19 protein-coding genes are annotated in these 15,824 nt (G+C 37.8%); 9 read left to right on the forward strand and 10 right to left on the reverse strand.

Going from position 1 to position 15,824, the window contains the following annotated elements; all coding sequences use genetic code 11:
• Position 1: 1 nt before the first annotated feature.
• Positions 2 to 664: a peptide-methionine (S)-S-oxide reductase MsrA gene (gene msrA / locus ACW6NC_RS00425; RefSeq protein ID WP_457862990.1), complete on the forward strand. Its 663-nt coding sequence runs from the start codon at positions 2 to 4 to the stop codon at positions 662 to 664.
• Positions 665 to 769: 105 nt separating this feature from the next.
• Positions 770 to 2,263 carry a potassium/proton antiporter gene (locus ACW6NC_RS00430; protein ID WP_457862992.1) on the forward strand — a complete coding sequence of 498 codons (1,494 nt, stop codon included), beginning with the start codon at positions 770 to 772 and terminating at the stop codon, positions 2,261 to 2,263.
• Here ACW6NC_RS00430 and ACW6NC_RS00435 read toward each other — a convergent pair.
• Positions 2,260 to 3,615 carry an FAD-dependent oxidoreductase gene (locus ACW6NC_RS00435; RefSeq protein ID WP_457862994.1) on the reverse strand — a complete coding sequence of 452 codons (1,356 nt, stop codon included), beginning with the start codon at positions 3,613 to 3,615 and terminating at the stop codon, positions 2,260 to 2,262. The two genes, ACW6NC_RS00430 and ACW6NC_RS00435, sit on opposite strands and share 4 nt — an antisense overlap.
• 199 nt (positions 3,616 to 3,814) lie before the next feature.
• Here ACW6NC_RS00435 and ACW6NC_RS00440 point away from each other — a divergent pair, with 199 nt between their 5' ends.
• The 4 genes from ACW6NC_RS00440 (at position 3,815) to ACW6NC_RS00455 (ending at position 5,337) form a co-directional block, all read left to right on the forward strand.
• Positions 3,815 to 4,060: a hypothetical protein gene (locus ACW6NC_RS00440; protein WP_457862995.1), complete on the forward strand. Its 246-nt coding sequence runs from the start codon at positions 3,815 to 3,817 to the stop codon at positions 4,058 to 4,060.
• 109 nt (positions 4,061 to 4,169) lie between these two features.
• Positions 4,170 to 4,328, forward strand: coding sequence for a lmo0937 family membrane protein (locus tag ACW6NC_RS00445; RefSeq protein ID WP_457862996.1), 159 nt, complete (start codon positions 4,170 to 4,172; stop codon positions 4,326 to 4,328).
• Between the two features lie 100 nt (positions 4,329 to 4,428).
• Positions 4,429 to 4,584, forward strand: a complete 156-nt coding sequence (locus tag ACW6NC_RS00450) for a lmo0937 family membrane protein (RefSeq protein WP_106197114.1) — start codon at positions 4,429 to 4,431, stop codon at positions 4,582 to 4,584.
• A gap of 96 nt (positions 4,585 to 4,680) precedes the next feature.
• Positions 4,681 to 5,337 carry a hypothetical protein gene (locus ACW6NC_RS00455; RefSeq protein WP_457862998.1) on the forward strand — a complete coding sequence of 219 codons (657 nt, stop codon included), beginning with the start codon at positions 4,681 to 4,683 and terminating at the stop codon, positions 5,335 to 5,337.
• Here the strand turns inward: ACW6NC_RS00455 and ACW6NC_RS00460 are convergent.
• On the reverse strand, positions 5,334 to 6,251 hold the full coding sequence (locus ACW6NC_RS00460; protein WP_457863000.1) for a serine hydrolase: 918 nt from the start codon (positions 6,249 to 6,251) through the stop codon (positions 5,334 to 5,336). The two genes, ACW6NC_RS00455 and ACW6NC_RS00460, sit on opposite strands and share 4 nt — an antisense overlap.
• Before the next feature lie 29 nt (positions 6,252 to 6,280).
• Complete coding sequence (gene kynU / locus ACW6NC_RS00465) at positions 6,281 to 7,558, reverse strand: kynureninase (RefSeq protein ID WP_457863002.1); 1,278 nt, start codon at positions 7,556 to 7,558, stop codon at positions 6,281 to 6,283.
• Between the two features lie 129 nt (positions 7,559 to 7,687).
• Between kynU and ACW6NC_RS00470 the strand changes: the two genes are divergently transcribed.
• Positions 7,688 to 8,329 carry an O-methyltransferase gene (locus ACW6NC_RS00470; protein WP_457863004.1) on the forward strand — a complete coding sequence of 214 codons (642 nt, stop codon included), beginning with the start codon at positions 7,688 to 7,690 and terminating at the stop codon, positions 8,327 to 8,329.
• On the opposite strand, the gene ACW6NC_RS00475 is transcribed toward ACW6NC_RS00470, so the two are convergent.
• The 6 genes from ACW6NC_RS00475 to ACW6NC_RS00500 form a co-directional block, all read right to left on the reverse strand.
• Positions 8,322 to 8,879 carry a phosphatase PAP2 family protein gene (locus ACW6NC_RS00475; RefSeq protein WP_457863005.1) on the reverse strand — a complete coding sequence of 186 codons (558 nt, stop codon included), beginning with the start codon at positions 8,877 to 8,879 and terminating at the stop codon, positions 8,322 to 8,324. The two genes, ACW6NC_RS00470 and ACW6NC_RS00475, sit on opposite strands and share 8 nt — an antisense overlap.
• An 11-nt stretch (positions 8,880 to 8,890) precedes the next feature.
• Positions 8,891 to 9,172 (reverse strand): Sec-independent protein translocase subunit TatA/TatB, encoded by a 282-nt coding sequence (locus ACW6NC_RS00480; protein ID WP_457863007.1) that lies wholly within the window; start codon positions 9,170 to 9,172, stop codon positions 8,891 to 8,893.
• Between the two features lie 87 nt (positions 9,173 to 9,259).
• Positions 9,260 to 11,563, reverse strand: coding sequence for a M1 family metallopeptidase (locus ACW6NC_RS00485; protein WP_457863009.1), 2,304 nt, complete (start codon positions 11,561 to 11,563; stop codon positions 9,260 to 9,262).
• Positions 11,564 to 11,620: 57 nt separating this feature from the next.
• The gene (locus ACW6NC_RS00490) at positions 11,621 to 12,127 is read right to left on the reverse strand and encodes a DUF6702 family protein (protein ID WP_457863011.1); all 507 of its coding nucleotides are present in this window, start codon (positions 12,125 to 12,127) and stop codon (positions 11,621 to 11,623) included.
• A 29-nt stretch (positions 12,128 to 12,156) separates the two neighbouring features.
• Positions 12,157 to 12,903 carry a hypothetical protein gene (locus ACW6NC_RS00495; RefSeq protein WP_457863013.1) on the reverse strand — a complete coding sequence of 249 codons (747 nt, stop codon included), beginning with the start codon at positions 12,901 to 12,903 and terminating at the stop codon, positions 12,157 to 12,159.
• 42 nt (positions 12,904 to 12,945) lie between these two features.
• On the reverse strand, positions 12,946 to 13,740 hold the full coding sequence (locus ACW6NC_RS00500; protein WP_457863015.1) for a hypothetical protein: 795 nt from the start codon (positions 13,738 to 13,740) through the stop codon (positions 12,946 to 12,948).
• A gap of 111 nt (positions 13,741 to 13,851) precedes the next feature.
• On the opposite strand from ACW6NC_RS00500, the gene pepE reads away from it, so the two are divergent.
• Positions 13,852 to 14,559, forward strand: a complete 708-nt coding sequence (gene pepE / locus ACW6NC_RS00505; protein ID WP_457863661.1) for a dipeptidase PepE — start codon at positions 13,852 to 13,854, stop codon at positions 14,557 to 14,559.
• The gene (locus ACW6NC_RS00510) at positions 14,559 to 15,473 is read left to right on the forward strand and encodes a glutaminase (protein WP_457863017.1); all 915 of its coding nucleotides are present in this window, start codon (positions 14,559 to 14,561) and stop codon (positions 15,471 to 15,473) included. The genes pepE and ACW6NC_RS00510 overlap by 1 nt, the downstream gene beginning before the upstream one ends.
• Positions 15,474 to 15,548: 75 nt before the next feature.
• Here the strand turns inward: ACW6NC_RS00510 and rpsT are convergent, their stop codons facing one another.
• Positions 15,549 to 15,797 carry a 30S ribosomal protein S20 gene (rpsT, locus tag ACW6NC_RS00515; RefSeq protein WP_081208987.1) on the reverse strand — a complete coding sequence of 83 codons (249 nt, stop codon included), beginning with the start codon at positions 15,795 to 15,797 and terminating at the stop codon, positions 15,549 to 15,551.
• Between the last annotated feature and the right edge of the window lie 27 nt (positions 15,798 to 15,824).

Here is a 15,824-nt window from a genome sequence, read left to right on the forward strand (position 1 = left end):
GATGAAACGAATTATATTTAGTTTACTAGCAGTAGTACTCTTTTCTTGTAAAAACAATGCACAAGAGGAATCAGTAACTAGACCGGAAATAGCCAACGCAGAACCCGTTGAGGTCCAGGCGGAAAACGGGCTGGAAAAAGCCTATTTCGCAAGTGGATGCTTCTGGTGCGTAGAAGCTATCTACGAAAGTATTGAAGGTGTTAAGGAAGCAGTCTCCGGATATTCTGGGGGCCACACCAAAAACCCAACTTATGAGTCAAGCAATACTGGCAAAACCGGTCATGCTGAGGCTGTGGAAGTACTCTACGACCCGGAAATAGTGTCCTTTAGAACACTTGTTGAGGCATATTTCGGTTCACAAGATCCCACCCAGGTTAATGGCCAGGGACCCGATCAGGGCTCGCAATACCGTTCGATTATATTTTTTCAGAATAAAAAGCAAAGACAGATTATTGAGCAGGTAAAAGCAGAAGTCGCATCCGATTATAAAAAACCGGTTGCGGCTGAAATTCTCCCCTTTCAGAAGTTCTGGATAGCAGAGGATTATCATCAGAATTACGAAAAAAATAATCCAAACAATCCTTATATACAAAAAGTATCTATTCCCAGGCTTAATAGATTTAAAGCTAAATTTCAAGATATTCTTAAGAAAGAGGATCATTGACCCCAAACTAATTCAAAAAAAATAGCAGCATGTGGCTGCTTTTTTTTTGAATTGATTCTAATGCTGCCTCCAAAACTGTATTTTTAGCCTCAAATTTTTGTGTAGATGAGTATCACCATTGAAAATGTTCTCCTGATTGGTTCTTTGTTGCTATTCATTAGTATTTTAGCAGGAAAGACTTCTTATCGTTTTGGGGTACCAACTTTGGTGCTTTTCCTAGCAGTAGGAATGCTTGCAGGCTCAGAAGGAATTGGGAATATTCATTTCAATGATCCTGGCCTTGCCCAATTCATTGGTATTGTCTCCCTGAATTTTATCTTGTTTTCCGGTGGTCTCGATACCAGTTGGAAAAGTATACAACCTGTACTCTGGCAGGGAATATCCCTATCTACGCTCGGCGTGCTCTTCACAGCATTGGGACTTGGAACTTTTGTATGGTCTATTACGGATTTTACTATTTATGAAGCTTTGCTCCTTGGGGCCATTGTTTCTTCAACAGATGCTGCTGCGGTTTTTTCTATTTTAAGATCAAAAAATCTAGCTCTCAAATCTAAACTAAGGCCCACACTTGAGCTAGAAAGCGGTAGTAATGACCCTATGGCCTATTTTCTTACCATAGCATTCCTAAGCCTTGTGCTAAGTCCGGAGAAGAGCTTATGGAGTATCATCCCTTTTTTCCTTCAGCAAATTCTTATAGGTACAGCGATGGGGTTTTTAATGGGCAAACTCAGCAAAATTATCATCAATAAGATCAGACTGGATTTTGAAGGGCTCTACCCTGTCCTGGCTATTGCATTAATGTTTATTGTATTTTCCGCCACTGACTTCCTGGGAGGTAATGGTTTCCTTGCCGTTTACCTTAGTGGGGTCTATCTAGGCAACCACAGCATAATTCATAAAAAGACCATTATGCGAATGTTTGATGGACTAGCCTGGTTAATGCAGATAGTTTTATTCCTAACCTTAGGTCTTTTAGTATATCCATCTCAGGTATTACCTATAGTTGGAATAGGAATTCTAATTTCTGGCTTTTTAATCTTTATCGCAAGACCCCTTGGGGTAATGCTCAGCCTCGCATTTTTTAAAATGAAAATGAGGAGGCGGCTGTATATTTCCTGGGTAGGGCTTAGAGGTGCCGTACCTATTGTATTTGCAACCTATCCCCTTATCGCAGGAATTGAAAAAGCGAATATGATATTTAATATCGTATTTTTCGTTTCTCTTACATCTGTTTTATTACAGGGAACTACTCTATCCCTTATTGCCAAATGGCTGCATGTTGCACTCCCAATGAAGGTAAAACCGAAATCTCCTGTTGATGCATTCATGGCAGATGGTGCAAAATCTTTGCTGAATGAGATCGAAATCCCAGAGAATAATCATTCAATTGGAAAGAGAATTGTTGATCTAAAATTTCCGAGAAAGGCTATAATAGCCATGATTTCCAGAGGAGATAAATTCATCACCCCCAATGGCAATACCATTATTGAATCTAATGATATTTTAATAGTACTAACCGAAGATAAGGAAACGCTACATGGGGTATATCAAAGCTTAAATTTATCTCCAAAATTAAAAGAGGAAGAAGAGGAGGTTTAAGGATGCTCACTTTTTTCAATGATTCCCATCATTTTATCCTCTACCTCCTGAGAATTCCAATTTTCTTCAATATTCGGTATTTCCATTACTTTATCCATTACAGCACGCTGCCAGTCACCAATTGCCAATGCCTCAGTATATGGTTTATCGGAAAAAGTTACACGAGAATACATAGGAAGCCATAGCTCTGGATATTTCTCACCAAAACGCCTTTCGATCTTCTTTCGAAGGATAAATTCAGGATCAGCTGTTTTACTACTCATCTCCAAAAAATTACGGTAACTGAGTTCAGCAATGGCGTCGGCATTTGGTTTTCGCTCATGTTGGTATTCAGTAAAAATTTTTTCCCAGTTATCACCATAGGCTTTCATTTTTTCAAAAAGAACTGAAACATCTTCAAAACCAGCATTCATACCCTGACCATAAAATGGTACGATAGCGTGTGCCGAATCACCTACCAGAGCAACTTTATTCCAGTAAGTCCAGGGAAAACATTTAATGGTCACCATGGAACTGGTGGGGTTTTTAAAAAAATCTCTTTTCAGATTAGAAATTTCCTCCTTTATATCAGGAAAATGTGATTCAAAAAAAGCCTCTGCCTGAGGCTCTGTAGTTATACTCTCGAATGAAACCTCCCCTTCAAAGGGTAAAAACAGCGTACATGTGAAACTTCCATCGAGGTTAGGCATAGCAATGAGCATAAATTCCCCCCGAGGCCAAATATGAAAGGAAGTTTTATCTAGTTTATGGCTTCCATCTGGATTTGCAGAAATTGTAAGTTCCTTATACCCTACCTCTACAAAATGCTGAGAATAATTAAAGCGGCTGTTACGTTGCATTTTATGCCGGACACGGGAAAATGCCCCATCAGCCCCGAAGATAAGATCATATTGGTACTCCTTCCACTGGCTTTTTTCAGAATCTCCCGTGTATAAATGGGCATTAACCAAATCGATATCCCAAACTTTTTCTTCAAATCGAAATTTTACCCCCGAAGATTCAGCAAGTGTTATCATTTTACGGTTAAGAACTCCCCTGGAAATCGAATATATAGCTTCTCCTTTTTTTCCATATGGTTGGAAATAAAGAGGCTGCGAAGAAACATGAAGCGCTCTTTTATCTAAAGGAAGGGCAATCTTTTTAATTTCCTCCTCTATTCCTATCTCTCGTAAGGCCTTCCATCCACGATTAGACATTGCCAGATTAATGGACCTTCCTGAAAATTCTACTTTTCGAATATCAGGACGCCGATCAAATACTATTACTTTATGACCTTCTTTTTGAAGGTAAAGAGCCAATAAAGAACCAACTAGGCCCGAGCCAACTATGGCTATATTTTTTGAAGACTGCATAAATATTGATGAAACCGATTTAAAATCACCGGGATTTGTCTACGAAAATAATTAATTCCTAATACCTAAAGCCGGTTTTAATCCAAATACACTAAAAATTGCTAATATTTTTATAAAAAAACCTAAAGCCGGGTTAAGAGCTATAAAGGTCCAGGGTGAAATCTATAAATTTAAATAACCAACCAAAGTAAAATTAACTATGGATGAACAAAAATTAGAACAGATGCGATCTGTTCTTAATAAACTTGAAGATATCAAGAATTCTCAAGAGAGTATAATTGATAAGATAAATCATGTAATTACCGATCTATTTCAGCACCCTGATAAGGATTTAGAGAATGTTATGGAAGCTGCTCATCAAAAGGCTTCAGATAATGTGGATGCCATTCGGGAAGCCATGGAGGATTATGAAATGAGAATCAACAAAATAGAATCCCAGGGTTGATGTTTTTTCAGTGTTTTTTTAACAATTAGGTTAAACACTCGTTAAATCAATCAAAGCAACTGTTTTGATATTGTAATTTAGTTTACAATAACCATAAATTAGAAAAAAAATGAGAGATCTAATCTGGCTTATAGTTGTAATCTTAATTATTGCCTGGCTTATAGGATATATAGGTTTCGGAGAAGCTGTAGGTAATCTTATTCATATCTTACTAGTACTTGCAGTCATTGGGATCCTATATCGACTAGCTACTGGCAGAAGACCATAATCACCTCGGAATCAACCAGATTCAAGGGAATAAATTTAAAATCATTATCTTTAATACAATCAATTAACCAACGCAACTTTGTTGCCTAAAAACCACTATTATGAGAGATTTAATTTGGCTGATCGTAGTCCTGTTAGTTATTGGATGGCTAATAGGGTATTTTGCTTTTCCTGATTTAGGAAGCATTATTCACATCCTTATTGTTATTGCCGTTATCTTGATTTTATATAAGCTGCTAACTGGCCGCCGACTATAATCAGAAGATTAAAATAAATTATACATAACATACCCTTGGGAAAATTACCTGAGGGTATTTTATTTTCTATTATATTTATATTCTAAGATCAATTCCATGAAAAGAGCTGTACTGTTACTTTCCCTTGTTTTTATTTTTGCCTGCAAAAACGATAAGAATCAAAATAATACTTCAGAAGATACCATAGATTACAAAATTGCCAAAGCCCATGGTTTCAAAAACTTTGAAGATGTGAAAGAAATCAAATTCACCTTTAACGTGAAAACAGGTGATTCAGTAAGAACAAGTCGGAGCTGGCACTGGAGCACAGGTAAGAATCAAATAAGACTAACGGAAGGAGATGTTAGCCGCACTTATATCAAAGATGGCAGTATAGCCGATGACGAAAAAGAATTAGACAAAAAATTTATCAATGATTCTTACTGGTTATTATTTCCTTTTCAGATAATATGGAGTAATGCTCAAATTTCGGAAGAAAAGATAACCAAGGCTCCAATCAGTAAAGAAGAAATGCGCAGCATCACGGTCTCCTACCCTTCAGAAGGCGGTTACACTCCTGGAGACAGCTATGAAATCTATTACCAGGATGACCTTATCCTCAAAGAATGGGTGTATAAATCAGCAGATGGAAGTAGAGAATCTCCAACTACATGGGAAGATTACCAAGACTTCAATGGATTAAAAATCGCTAAATCCCATAAATCCCCTGATGGAAGTTTTGAGTTGTTTTTTACTGGAATCGAGGTAAATTAATAGCGTAAGCCTCGAACCAGCTCATCGGAATTCTCTGCCGGTTCCCAGTTACTTTCGGGCTCAAAATAATTCCATAACATTTTAGAAATATTTCGCTGCAATTCCCAGGCTTCATTTTCATAATCCCAGGAAGTATCTGAATTATTTTTAGTCGCGATATAGAAAACATAATCCCCGGAAGGCGCATTTACGAGAACAGCTTCAGATCGGGATTTACTGACCATTCCCTGTTTTGCCGCAGCCTGAATATAGGGAGGAATTTGAGAAAGTGCATAATCGGTATAAAAGGAGCTGGTCAACATTCGATACATTTGATCACTGGCAGCTTCACTTATCAGTTCTCTATTTCTTATCTTAACAAGCAATGTTGCCATTTCCCTGGGAGTGGTTTGTCCCCAGCCATATTTCTCCCAACTTTTTTCTCTTCCTTTAGTTCTTGAATTTACTCTTGTGATTTCCATCCCCATTTTTTTCATTAGAGGATTAATAGATGTCCCTCCACCGGCTAGTTCCTGACTCCATATGGAAGTTACATTATCGCTGTAGGTAATCATTAAAGCGGCTAAGGTCCTCAGGTCGGTGAGGGTCGAATCTTTATAAAACTGCATTAATCCAGAACCACCATATTCCCTAGAATCTCTATATAATAAAGTGTCGTTAAGACTTAAATGACCTTTTTCGATCTTATCAAATAATCCTATGAGAATTGGAATTTTGACAATACTGGCTGTAGGAAAAATTGTATCAGCATTTACTCCAGCCTGCTTTTTGGATTTTAGATTATAAACATACACCCCAGCAGTACCATTAAAATTTTTAGTATACGCTTCAATTTTATCCTGCAGGTTAGTATCTTTTTCCTGTGCAGTTAAAACTCCACAAAACATCAAAACTATACATGTGATTATTTTCATTGCCATTAACTATTATAACCCGGTTAAGATTACATTTTTCGAATTCCTTCTTTGAGCACCTTCCCAAATTTAAACATATCTTCAAATGAACAATAAAATGGTGCCGGGGCCAGCCTGATCACATTAGGCTCCCGCCAATCGGTGATCACCCCATTTTCCATCAGGTAAGTAAACAGCTCCTTTCCTTCTCCATGCAAAAAGACTGAAAGCTGTGTACCGCGCTCGTCCTGAGCTTCGGGAGTGATGATTTCAAAGCTGCTTTCAACTTCCTTATCAATTTCCTTTAAAATATATTCAAGATAAGCCACTATTTTATTTCGCTTTTTAATAAGCGCAGGCATCCCAACCTCATCAAACATTTCAATAGAAGCAAGGTAAGGAGCAAGAGCTAAAACCGGGGCATTACTAATTTGCCATGCGTTTGCTCCCGTTTCAGGTTGAAATTCTGATTCCATTAAAAATCGACGTTCTTTACTATGTCCCCACCAGCCTTCAAAACGCGGAATATCTTTTTTTCCATGAAATTTTTCATTCACGAAATAACCTGAAACGTTTCCTGGACCACTGTTCATATATTTATAACTGCACCAGGCGGCAAAATCCACGTCCCAGTCACTTAGTTTCAATTCGATATTTCCAGCCGCGTGTGCAAGGTCCCAGCCTACAACTGCTCCTATCTGATGGCCTTTTTTTGTAATACGTTCCATATCCAAAACTTGACCGGTATAATAATTTACCCCACCGATCAAAATAAGTGCACATTCCTCACCGATTTCCGCAATTTTGGCCAGGATATCTTCGGTTCTAAAATTATGTTCCCCTTCTCTTCTTTTAAGTTCAACTATAGCATCTTCTGGCTTATAGCCATGAAAACGCACTTGGCTGGAGATCATATACTGGTCGCTGGGAAAAGCCTTTTCCTCACAAATAATTTTATATCTTTTTCCCGACGGCCTATAGAATGAAACCATTAGCAGGTGAAGGTTTACCGTTAAGGTATTCATTACGGAAACTTCGCTAGGTTTTGCACCAACTATTTTCCCCAATTTTTCAGAAAAACGTTCATGGTAATCCCACCAGGGTTTATCAGCATAAAAGTGACCTTCTACTGCAAGATTTGCCCAATCGCTCATAATCTCCTCAACATATCTTGTGGCAGTAAGTGGTTGTAGCCCAAGAGAATTCCCGGTAAAATAAACCACCTCCTTCCCCTGATGCTTTGGGAAAATAAATTGATCCCTGTATTTCCCTAATTCGTCCTGTTTATCAAGTTCCCTGGCGAACTCCAGGGTGTTTTTAAAATGCATGGTGGTCCTTTAAATAATTTAAGTAAAAATACAATTTAAGCTGAAGTTTCATAATAATCACCTTTTGGCTTGACCTAATTTCCCGGTAATCCAGTTATCTTTGCCAGTATCAATGTTAGATCTAAATTTATGCATTTTCTTCCTAAAGCCATCGATGATTACATAGTAGAACACTCAGCAAGGGAACCGGAGTTATTAGCAAAGCTTAACCGAGAAACCTACCAGAAGGTCTTACAACCAAGGATGCTAAGCGGGCACTATCAAGGGAGAATTTTAAGTCTTTTATCAAAAATAAAAAAACCCCAATCAATTCTGGAAATCGGAACCTACACCGGGTATTCCGCCCTTTGTCTGGCAGAAGGACTTACCCAAGGTGGAATTTTGCATACCATAGACATCAACGAGGAGTTGTACGATTTTCAGCATAAATATTTCCAGGCCTCAGCCTATAAAGATCAGATAAGACAATACTTAGGGAATGCTCTTGAAAAAATTCCAGAGATACAATCTAATTTTGACCTGGTATTTATAGATGCTGATAAGCCGAATTATCCAGCATATTTCAATTTAATTATTGAAAAAATGAATAAAGATGGGATAATTCTTTCCGACAATGTACTATGGAGCGGTAAAGTGATTCAAACTCCAGATAAGGATGACGAATCCACAAAGGCTTTATTGGAGTACAATGACCTTTTAGCAACCGACCAGCGTCTCGAGACGGTGATTCTACCTATAAGGGATGGCTTAACTATAAGTCGGGTTAAATAAATCTTCTTCCGGATCTATTATAAAGCCAAAAGAAGATAAAGGCAAAAATCACACCTACCAGTGCACCAACCAATAGATCACTAGGATAATGAACCCCGACATATACTCGGCTCATTATAAATAGAAGTGGCCAAATATAAACCACATATATCCATCGGAATTTATCTCTTAAAGTTAATACTATAAAAGTCGAGGCCACCATAGAGGAGGAAGCGTGACCGGAGAAAAAGCTATAGTTGGTGGGTTCCTGTAGGATCCTTATTAAATCTACAAGCTCAGGGTTGTTATTCGGTCTTAACCGAGCAAGAAAAACCTTTACGGAATTGGTAAACCCCCAGGTGGTTAAAAAAGCACTTAATAAAAATAAAGAAGAAAATCCTGCTTTTTTCCAGTGATAGGCGATAAAGTATAAAAGGAATAAAAAAATGTAAAAGGGGATCCAATTCTCTATTCGGGTTACAAAAATCCAAAAATTATCGTAGGATTCAATTCCTAAATTATTAAGATACACAAACAATTCCCGGTCCCATTGCTTAAGCTGTTGCCACATTTCAACAGGTTTTAGAATCTACGTTTAACCGAACCAGTAATTTCGTCAATATCTTCTTTTACCTTATCGATCTCTCCTTTAACATCCTTTGAAATATCAGTATCTATACCTTGCTTTTCGGCACTTTTCTGAATTTCACTTTTAATATCATTGGAAGCATTTCTTAGGGTACGCATCCCTTTACCAAGCCCCCTGGCGATCTCCGGGATCTTATCAGCCCCAAAAACCATCACTAGAATAAACATGATAAAGGCGATCTCAGCGCCACTTATAAATAATGGATGTACTACCATAACGCGCAAATATAACTACAAATTTAACTATAAAAAAAGCCGACTCGTTAAAGTCGGCTTAATTATTTTAAATTTGATAACCACAATTTAATTATCCAGACTTTTTTTAAACTCCTCAAATTTATCCGTGGTCTTTTCCTGTGGCCAACTATTGTTATTCACATCTACATCAGCAGTCTCAAGATCCGGATCTACAACTATAGAGGTAATTTCTTTTTCCGAAGCGATTGCTTTGGTAACCTGGTCATCATTTTTTCTCCAAAGCTGTACAGGATAAGTGACTTTCTCTGAAGTGCCATCTCCATAGGTATATTCCACTATAAGTGGCATAGGAATTCCACCAGGTTTTTCAAAAGTAATCTCATAGAAATATTTCGGATTTTTCATTTCGGCACGCTCTTCTTCAGAGAAGTTATCCATTAAATACTGGTTAAGGGTAGATGCATTTTTCAATGGGTCTCCTCCTTCCATAGCTTGGTCATATTCTTCGCTTCCTTGCTCTACAACATAGACCCCGTCAAAATCCTCTGGTGCTGTACCATAGCGCTCAAGAAATTCAGTACCTTCTTTGGTCGCTTTATCAGTGAGATAATAGTTCTTTACTGACTTCACACCCATATCCACATTATCGGTGGTATAGAACCAACCTCTCCAGAACCAATCCAGGTCTACCCCTGAGGCGTCTTCCATAGTTCTAAAGAAATCCTCCGGAGTAGGGTGTTTAAACATCCAACGCTTAGCATATGTTTTATAAGCGTGATCAAAAAGGTCTTTCCCCATAACAGTTTCTCTTAGAATATTAAGCGCCGTCGCTGGTTTTCCATAGGCATTATTTCCTAATTGAATTACCTGTTCAGGGTTGGACATGATTGGAGCAATGAACTTCTGATCTCCTTTCATATAAGGAACTATTTTAGAAGGGATACCTCGTCTGGAAGGATATTGTTCAAGAGGTGCGATCGCCTCAGGATATTTTTTACCAAATTCCTGCTCTGCCAAGAATTGAGAGAAAGTGTTCAATCCTTCATCCATCCACCCCCATTGACGCTCATCACTATTGACAATCATTGGAAAAAAGTTATGACCAATTTCGTGTATGATAACACTTATCATCCCGTATTTCACCCTATCACTATATTGACCGTTCTCATCTGGACGACCGTAATTCCAACAAATCATTGGATATTCCATCCCCTGATTTTTAGCATGCACTGAAACTGCTTTATGGTAAGGGTACTGAAAGGTTTGGTCGGAATAACTTTCAAGAGTTGTGGCTACAGCCCGAGTTGAATATTCTTCCCATAAAGGATTCCCTTCTTTCGGGTAAAGAGAGACTGCCATCACCTCTTTTCCCTGAACATCAGTATTCATCATATCCACAACAAATTTCCTGGAAGTAGAGAAGGCGAAATCCCTTACCATGTTAGCCTTATATTTCCAGGTTTTGGTTTTGTTGGAAAATCCTTTTTCAGCTTTCTCAGCTTCTTCCTGTGTTACGATGATCACAGGCTCATCAAAGGATTCTTTTGCATCTTCATAACGCTTGAGCATCTCCCTGGTATACACTTGTTTCCGATTCTGAAGTTCTCCCGTGGCCTCCATAAAATGGTCTGCAGGTACAGTAATATTAACCTCATAATCTCCAAAAGGAAGCGCGAATTCTCCATTACCCCAGAATTGCATATTTTGCCACCCCTCAACATCATTGTATACGGCCATCCTTGGGAAAAACTGTGCAATTACATAAACATTATTACCATCTTCTGGAAAGTGCTCATAACCTGATCGAGCTCTATCGGTAACATGATTGTTTATATTATACCACCAATCTATGGAAAAAGTATAGCTTTCTCCTGATTCCAAAGGTTCTGCCAGGTCGATTCTCATCATAGTTTGGTTGATGGTATAATCAAGCGGATTCCCGTCTTGATGAACCCTCTCAATATTGAACCCACCATCAAAAGATTCTTTCAAAAACTCCTTAGTAAATCTTTCAGGGCTAGATACCGGGTTTATACTACTGGGATTCTTTTCCTGAGCTGGTGAATTTTTGGCCCTGATGTTCTGATCCAGTTGTAACCAAAGGTATTCCAGTTTATCAGGAGAATTATTATGGTAAGTAATGGTTTCATTTCCGGTTAATTTAGTATTCTTATCGTCAAGGGTGATATCCATTTTATAATCCGCCTGATTCTGATAATAAGCCTCTCCCGGTGCCCCGGATCCTGTACGATATTGATTTGGAGTTGAAAACTCATCATAGAGCTGTCTAAACTTGTTTTGATTGGTGTGGCCTTGCCGGTGATCCGGTTGTTGTTGCTCTTCCTGAGCCGAGATACCAACAAAAAAGAACATTAAAAATGTAGCAATTAAGAATTTAATTTTTCTCATGAAACTGAATTGTTATTTAATTTTTCTAAAAATAGGACTTAATGTAAGTTAAATGGTTTAATTTCTGAAATTCAAAATTTTTTCACCTGCATTCTTGTGAAATAAAAGACTTTTGGTAATCCCGTTGCTTTTTACGTGAACTACGTTTTTCTGATCATCAAAAAGATCGGTTAAAATTGAATTGGAAATACGAATTTCAGTAAAAGGAGTAACATCTTCCACTTCGATATAGAGAATTATCTGATCATTATCGTATTCTTTTCCCAGATACTTTAACTCATGCTCCTTACCATTTGATTTAAGCTGAAGCTTCTGCCCTAAATATCGGGCAATCATTTCTTTCACTGGGCCTTCTTGAGCACCTTCTATAAGGCGGATTTTCTTATTAAAACGTTTTTGTAAAACATTTTCAAAATCATCAACAAAGACGTGGGATATGATCTGAAGTGACCGATTCTCAAGGTTGTAATTAACTTCAGTAACGCTAAGGTAATATTCATGCGCGCTGACTTTTGAGGATGCCAAAACGAAGAAAAAAACAAAGAGAATAAATATCTTTTTCATTCAAGGGTTTTATTTTTTTTCATCAAGATTCAGTCCAAACTGACATGATTTTTATATTGGGATATGATAGTATTATAAAATTCTATGAGACCCAGGAGATCTTTCCTATTAAACAACTTTAGAAAACCAGGATTTTCTGCACAATAATACAGAAAATTCATCACCTCAGTCTCTTCCAGTCCTAATTCATTTTGATAAAATTCCTCAGAAAACAATTTTCGGGCATCAAGGATTTGCTTAACTTTCTTTTGATTTTCCCTGGCCTGCTTAAGTTTCCTTTTCTCTCCACTTAATGCCCCGTAAATTAAACCTACCGGGTCTGAAGGACTGCTCAACCCCATAATTTTACGCGCTACAATATCGGGAGGTTTCTTACTGGAATAAGGAATTCCAAAATCTTTCCTATCAAAAGTTTTTAAATTTTTTATATCTCGTTTTAGGTTACCGGAAAGTTTATGAACTTGCACCTCCATGAGTTCATGGAGTTCATTTTCCAATGCGATTTCAAAAACTTCATCCAGCATTTCCGATTTTATCACAAGGCTCACATTCTTATACTGCACAGAAGAAAAAACAATGGAATCTCCCGGCTCCGCGGTTAATGCGAAGGCTCCTGTTTCCTCACTGAGGGTGCCTTTTTCGGAAGAAATATTAATAATATGTACCGGTGAAGGAAGAGAATCATTGGTGATTTGCCCTCTAAAAAACTTCTCCTGAGCTCGAAGGGAGAAATTGAATAGGACAGTCAAGGAGGCAACTAACACTAACCTTTCCAAGCTGAGACTTTAAGGTAATACAAAATAATTTGTGATGTTTTATTAATTTTCAATCTGATCTTTATAATCTTTGCTTTTTGAGATAAGAAATTCTATCAGGTCAAGTTCATTACCTTCCTGCATCATCTCGCCAGTGAGACCGTTATCTGAAGCGTAGAAGATAAAATCGTTGATATTATCTTTTTCAATATCCAGGTTTTGCTGAAAAAATTCATCATCATATAATTTTCGGATATATTCATCCTTTTCCTGTTGTTTTATTTGATTGCTTCCGTTACTATCGCCCACCAAAACCTTAAAAATATTCACGAAATTTAGCCCATGTATAAGCCGGGTCTTACTTGCAGCCATTGCTTCATTTTTACCGGGTCCCGAAAGGGCATCTGGTTCGGTAACAATATTCATTTTTTTCAATTCAGCTGCACTATAGCGTGGTAAATCCGGGTCTGAGACCACCATACGAGCCACATCGACATTTACGTTACCGGAAAGGTCATGGGGCAGGACAACCACCTCGGGAAGTTCAGTAACTGCCTCATTAATAAAGACATTCAGTTCACCTGAATCAACAACCCCCTCATCCACTACAACAATGAACTTCTGAAATTGTAAAGCGGAAAAGCTTATACTATCATTTATTGCTACAGCTATCCTGAATTCACCATCAGTATTGGAAATAGTCCCTCTTTGGGAAGTTTCATTATAAACAGTCATCCCTTCGGGATTATCTCCTTCTGGAACAATAATTTTACCCTCTACTATCACTCTTTGTGTCTCCTGACAAAGAAGTGGAAAAGCAGTGGTCAAGAGAATCAAAGTAAACACAAAGCGTATCATAACATATTTTCTTTAACTTAAAGGAACAATTTATCTTCTTATGAGAAGGATAAGTCTCAGGTAAATTTTTGTTAAACCTGCCTTTTCCTCTAAATTTACAAAAAAACCATGATGAAAAAAGCACTTTTAGCCAGCACCTCTACCTTATATAACCAAGAATACCTCGAATATCTCATCCCGGAAATAAAAAAATTTTTCCAAGGAATAACCGAAATCTTATTTATTCCATATGCGCGACCAGGTGGAATTACACATGAGGAATATACCAACCTAGCTGCTGTTGCATTCTCCAAAGCCGGAATCAACTTAAGAGGGATACAGGAATTCCAAGATCCCGAATATGCAATAAAAAATGCTGAAGGGATTTTTACAGGCGGAGGTAATACTTTTTTACTGGTTACCCAGTTATATAAAAATAAGCTCATGAAGATTTTGCAAGAGGCTATTGATCATGGCACACCATATATGGGTACCAGTGCTGGAACTAATATTGCCGGACTCACTATGCAAACCACTAATGATATGCCCATAATATATCCTCCATCTTTTAAAACATTGGGAGTTGTTCCCTTTAACATTAATCCTCATTATTTAGACCCTGATAAAAATTCAACACATAAAGGAGAAACCCGGGAAACAAGAATCAAAGAATTTCACACAATAAATACTCAACCTGTAATTGGGTTACGGGAAGGAAGCTGGCTGGTAGTTAACGGTGATAAAATTACGTTAAAAGGAAAACCAGATGCCATTATTTTCAAACCAGAACAAGTACCTTTCACAATAGAAACCGGAACTTCCTTAAAGGATTTACATTGATGGATTACCAGGAAATATTGAATACTATCCAAGAGGAAATGAACTACCGAGATGTAGAAGGCAAGGTAGCCTCTTACATTCCAGAACTTGCTAAAGTAGACCCTAGAAAATTCGGAATGCACGTTTATTGCGGAGATAACCAACACTTTTGTTTTGGTGACAGCAATGAAAATTTTTCCATACAAAGTATAGCAAAAGTTTTTTCCCTATCCATGGCGATGATTTTAATGGGTGAGGACCTATGGCAACGGGTTGATGTGGAGCCTTCGGGCGATCCCTTTAATTCTTTGACTCAGCTGGAATATGAACAAGGGGTTCCTCGAAATCCTTTTATAAATGCGGGGGCTTTGGTAATCTCAGATATTTTGGTTGACCAATTAGAAGATCCTAAACAAGAATTACTTGATTTTGTCAGAAAGATCTCGGGTAACCCAGAAATAAATTTTGATAAAAAAATTGCAGCTTCTGAAAAATCTACCGGATATCGCAATATAGCTTTGGTAAATTATATGAAAGCATTAGGAAATATAAAATGTGAGGTTGAACCGATTGTCGATTTCTATTTTAATCTCTGTAGCCTCTCGATGACCTGTAAAGAATTGGCACAAGCATTTATGATCTATGCTAATAAAGGGAAGGTCCTCGAAACAGGAGAAGAAATCCTTACGCCAACTACTGTAAAACGTATAAATGCCCTAATGCAAACATGTGGATTTTACGATGAAGCAGGGGAGTTTAGTTTTGAGGTAGGACTTCCTGGGAAAAGTGGCGTTGGAGGTGGGATAGTAGCGATTCACCCAGACCAGTATTCAGTAGCGGTCTGGAGTCCTATACTTAACCATAAAGGGAATTCAGAGCTGGGGATGAAAGCCCTGGAAAGACTAACCACTCTTTCTGGCCTTTCAGTTTTCTAGGTTTCTAAAAAAAAGCACAAAAAAATGCTTCCCGTTCTCACAGAAAGCATTCAATAATTGAACACTGTAATAATCTTATAGCGCTGCTACGTGCTTAGTAAGTTTAGATTTAAGGTTAGCAGCTTTATTATCGTGTATAATGTTTTTCTTAGCTAATTTATCCACCATAGAAACTACAGAAGGAAGCAAAGTTTCAGCTTCTTTCTTATCAGCCTCACGCAATTTTTTGATTGCGTTTCTAGTGGTTTTATGCTGGTAGCGATTCCTAAGACGTTTTGCCTCATTGCTACGTATCCTCTTCAACGCTGACTTGTGATTTGCCATTATATTCTTCTTTAATTAATCTTTTCT

The organism is Salegentibacter profundi (genome assembly GCF_054121475.1).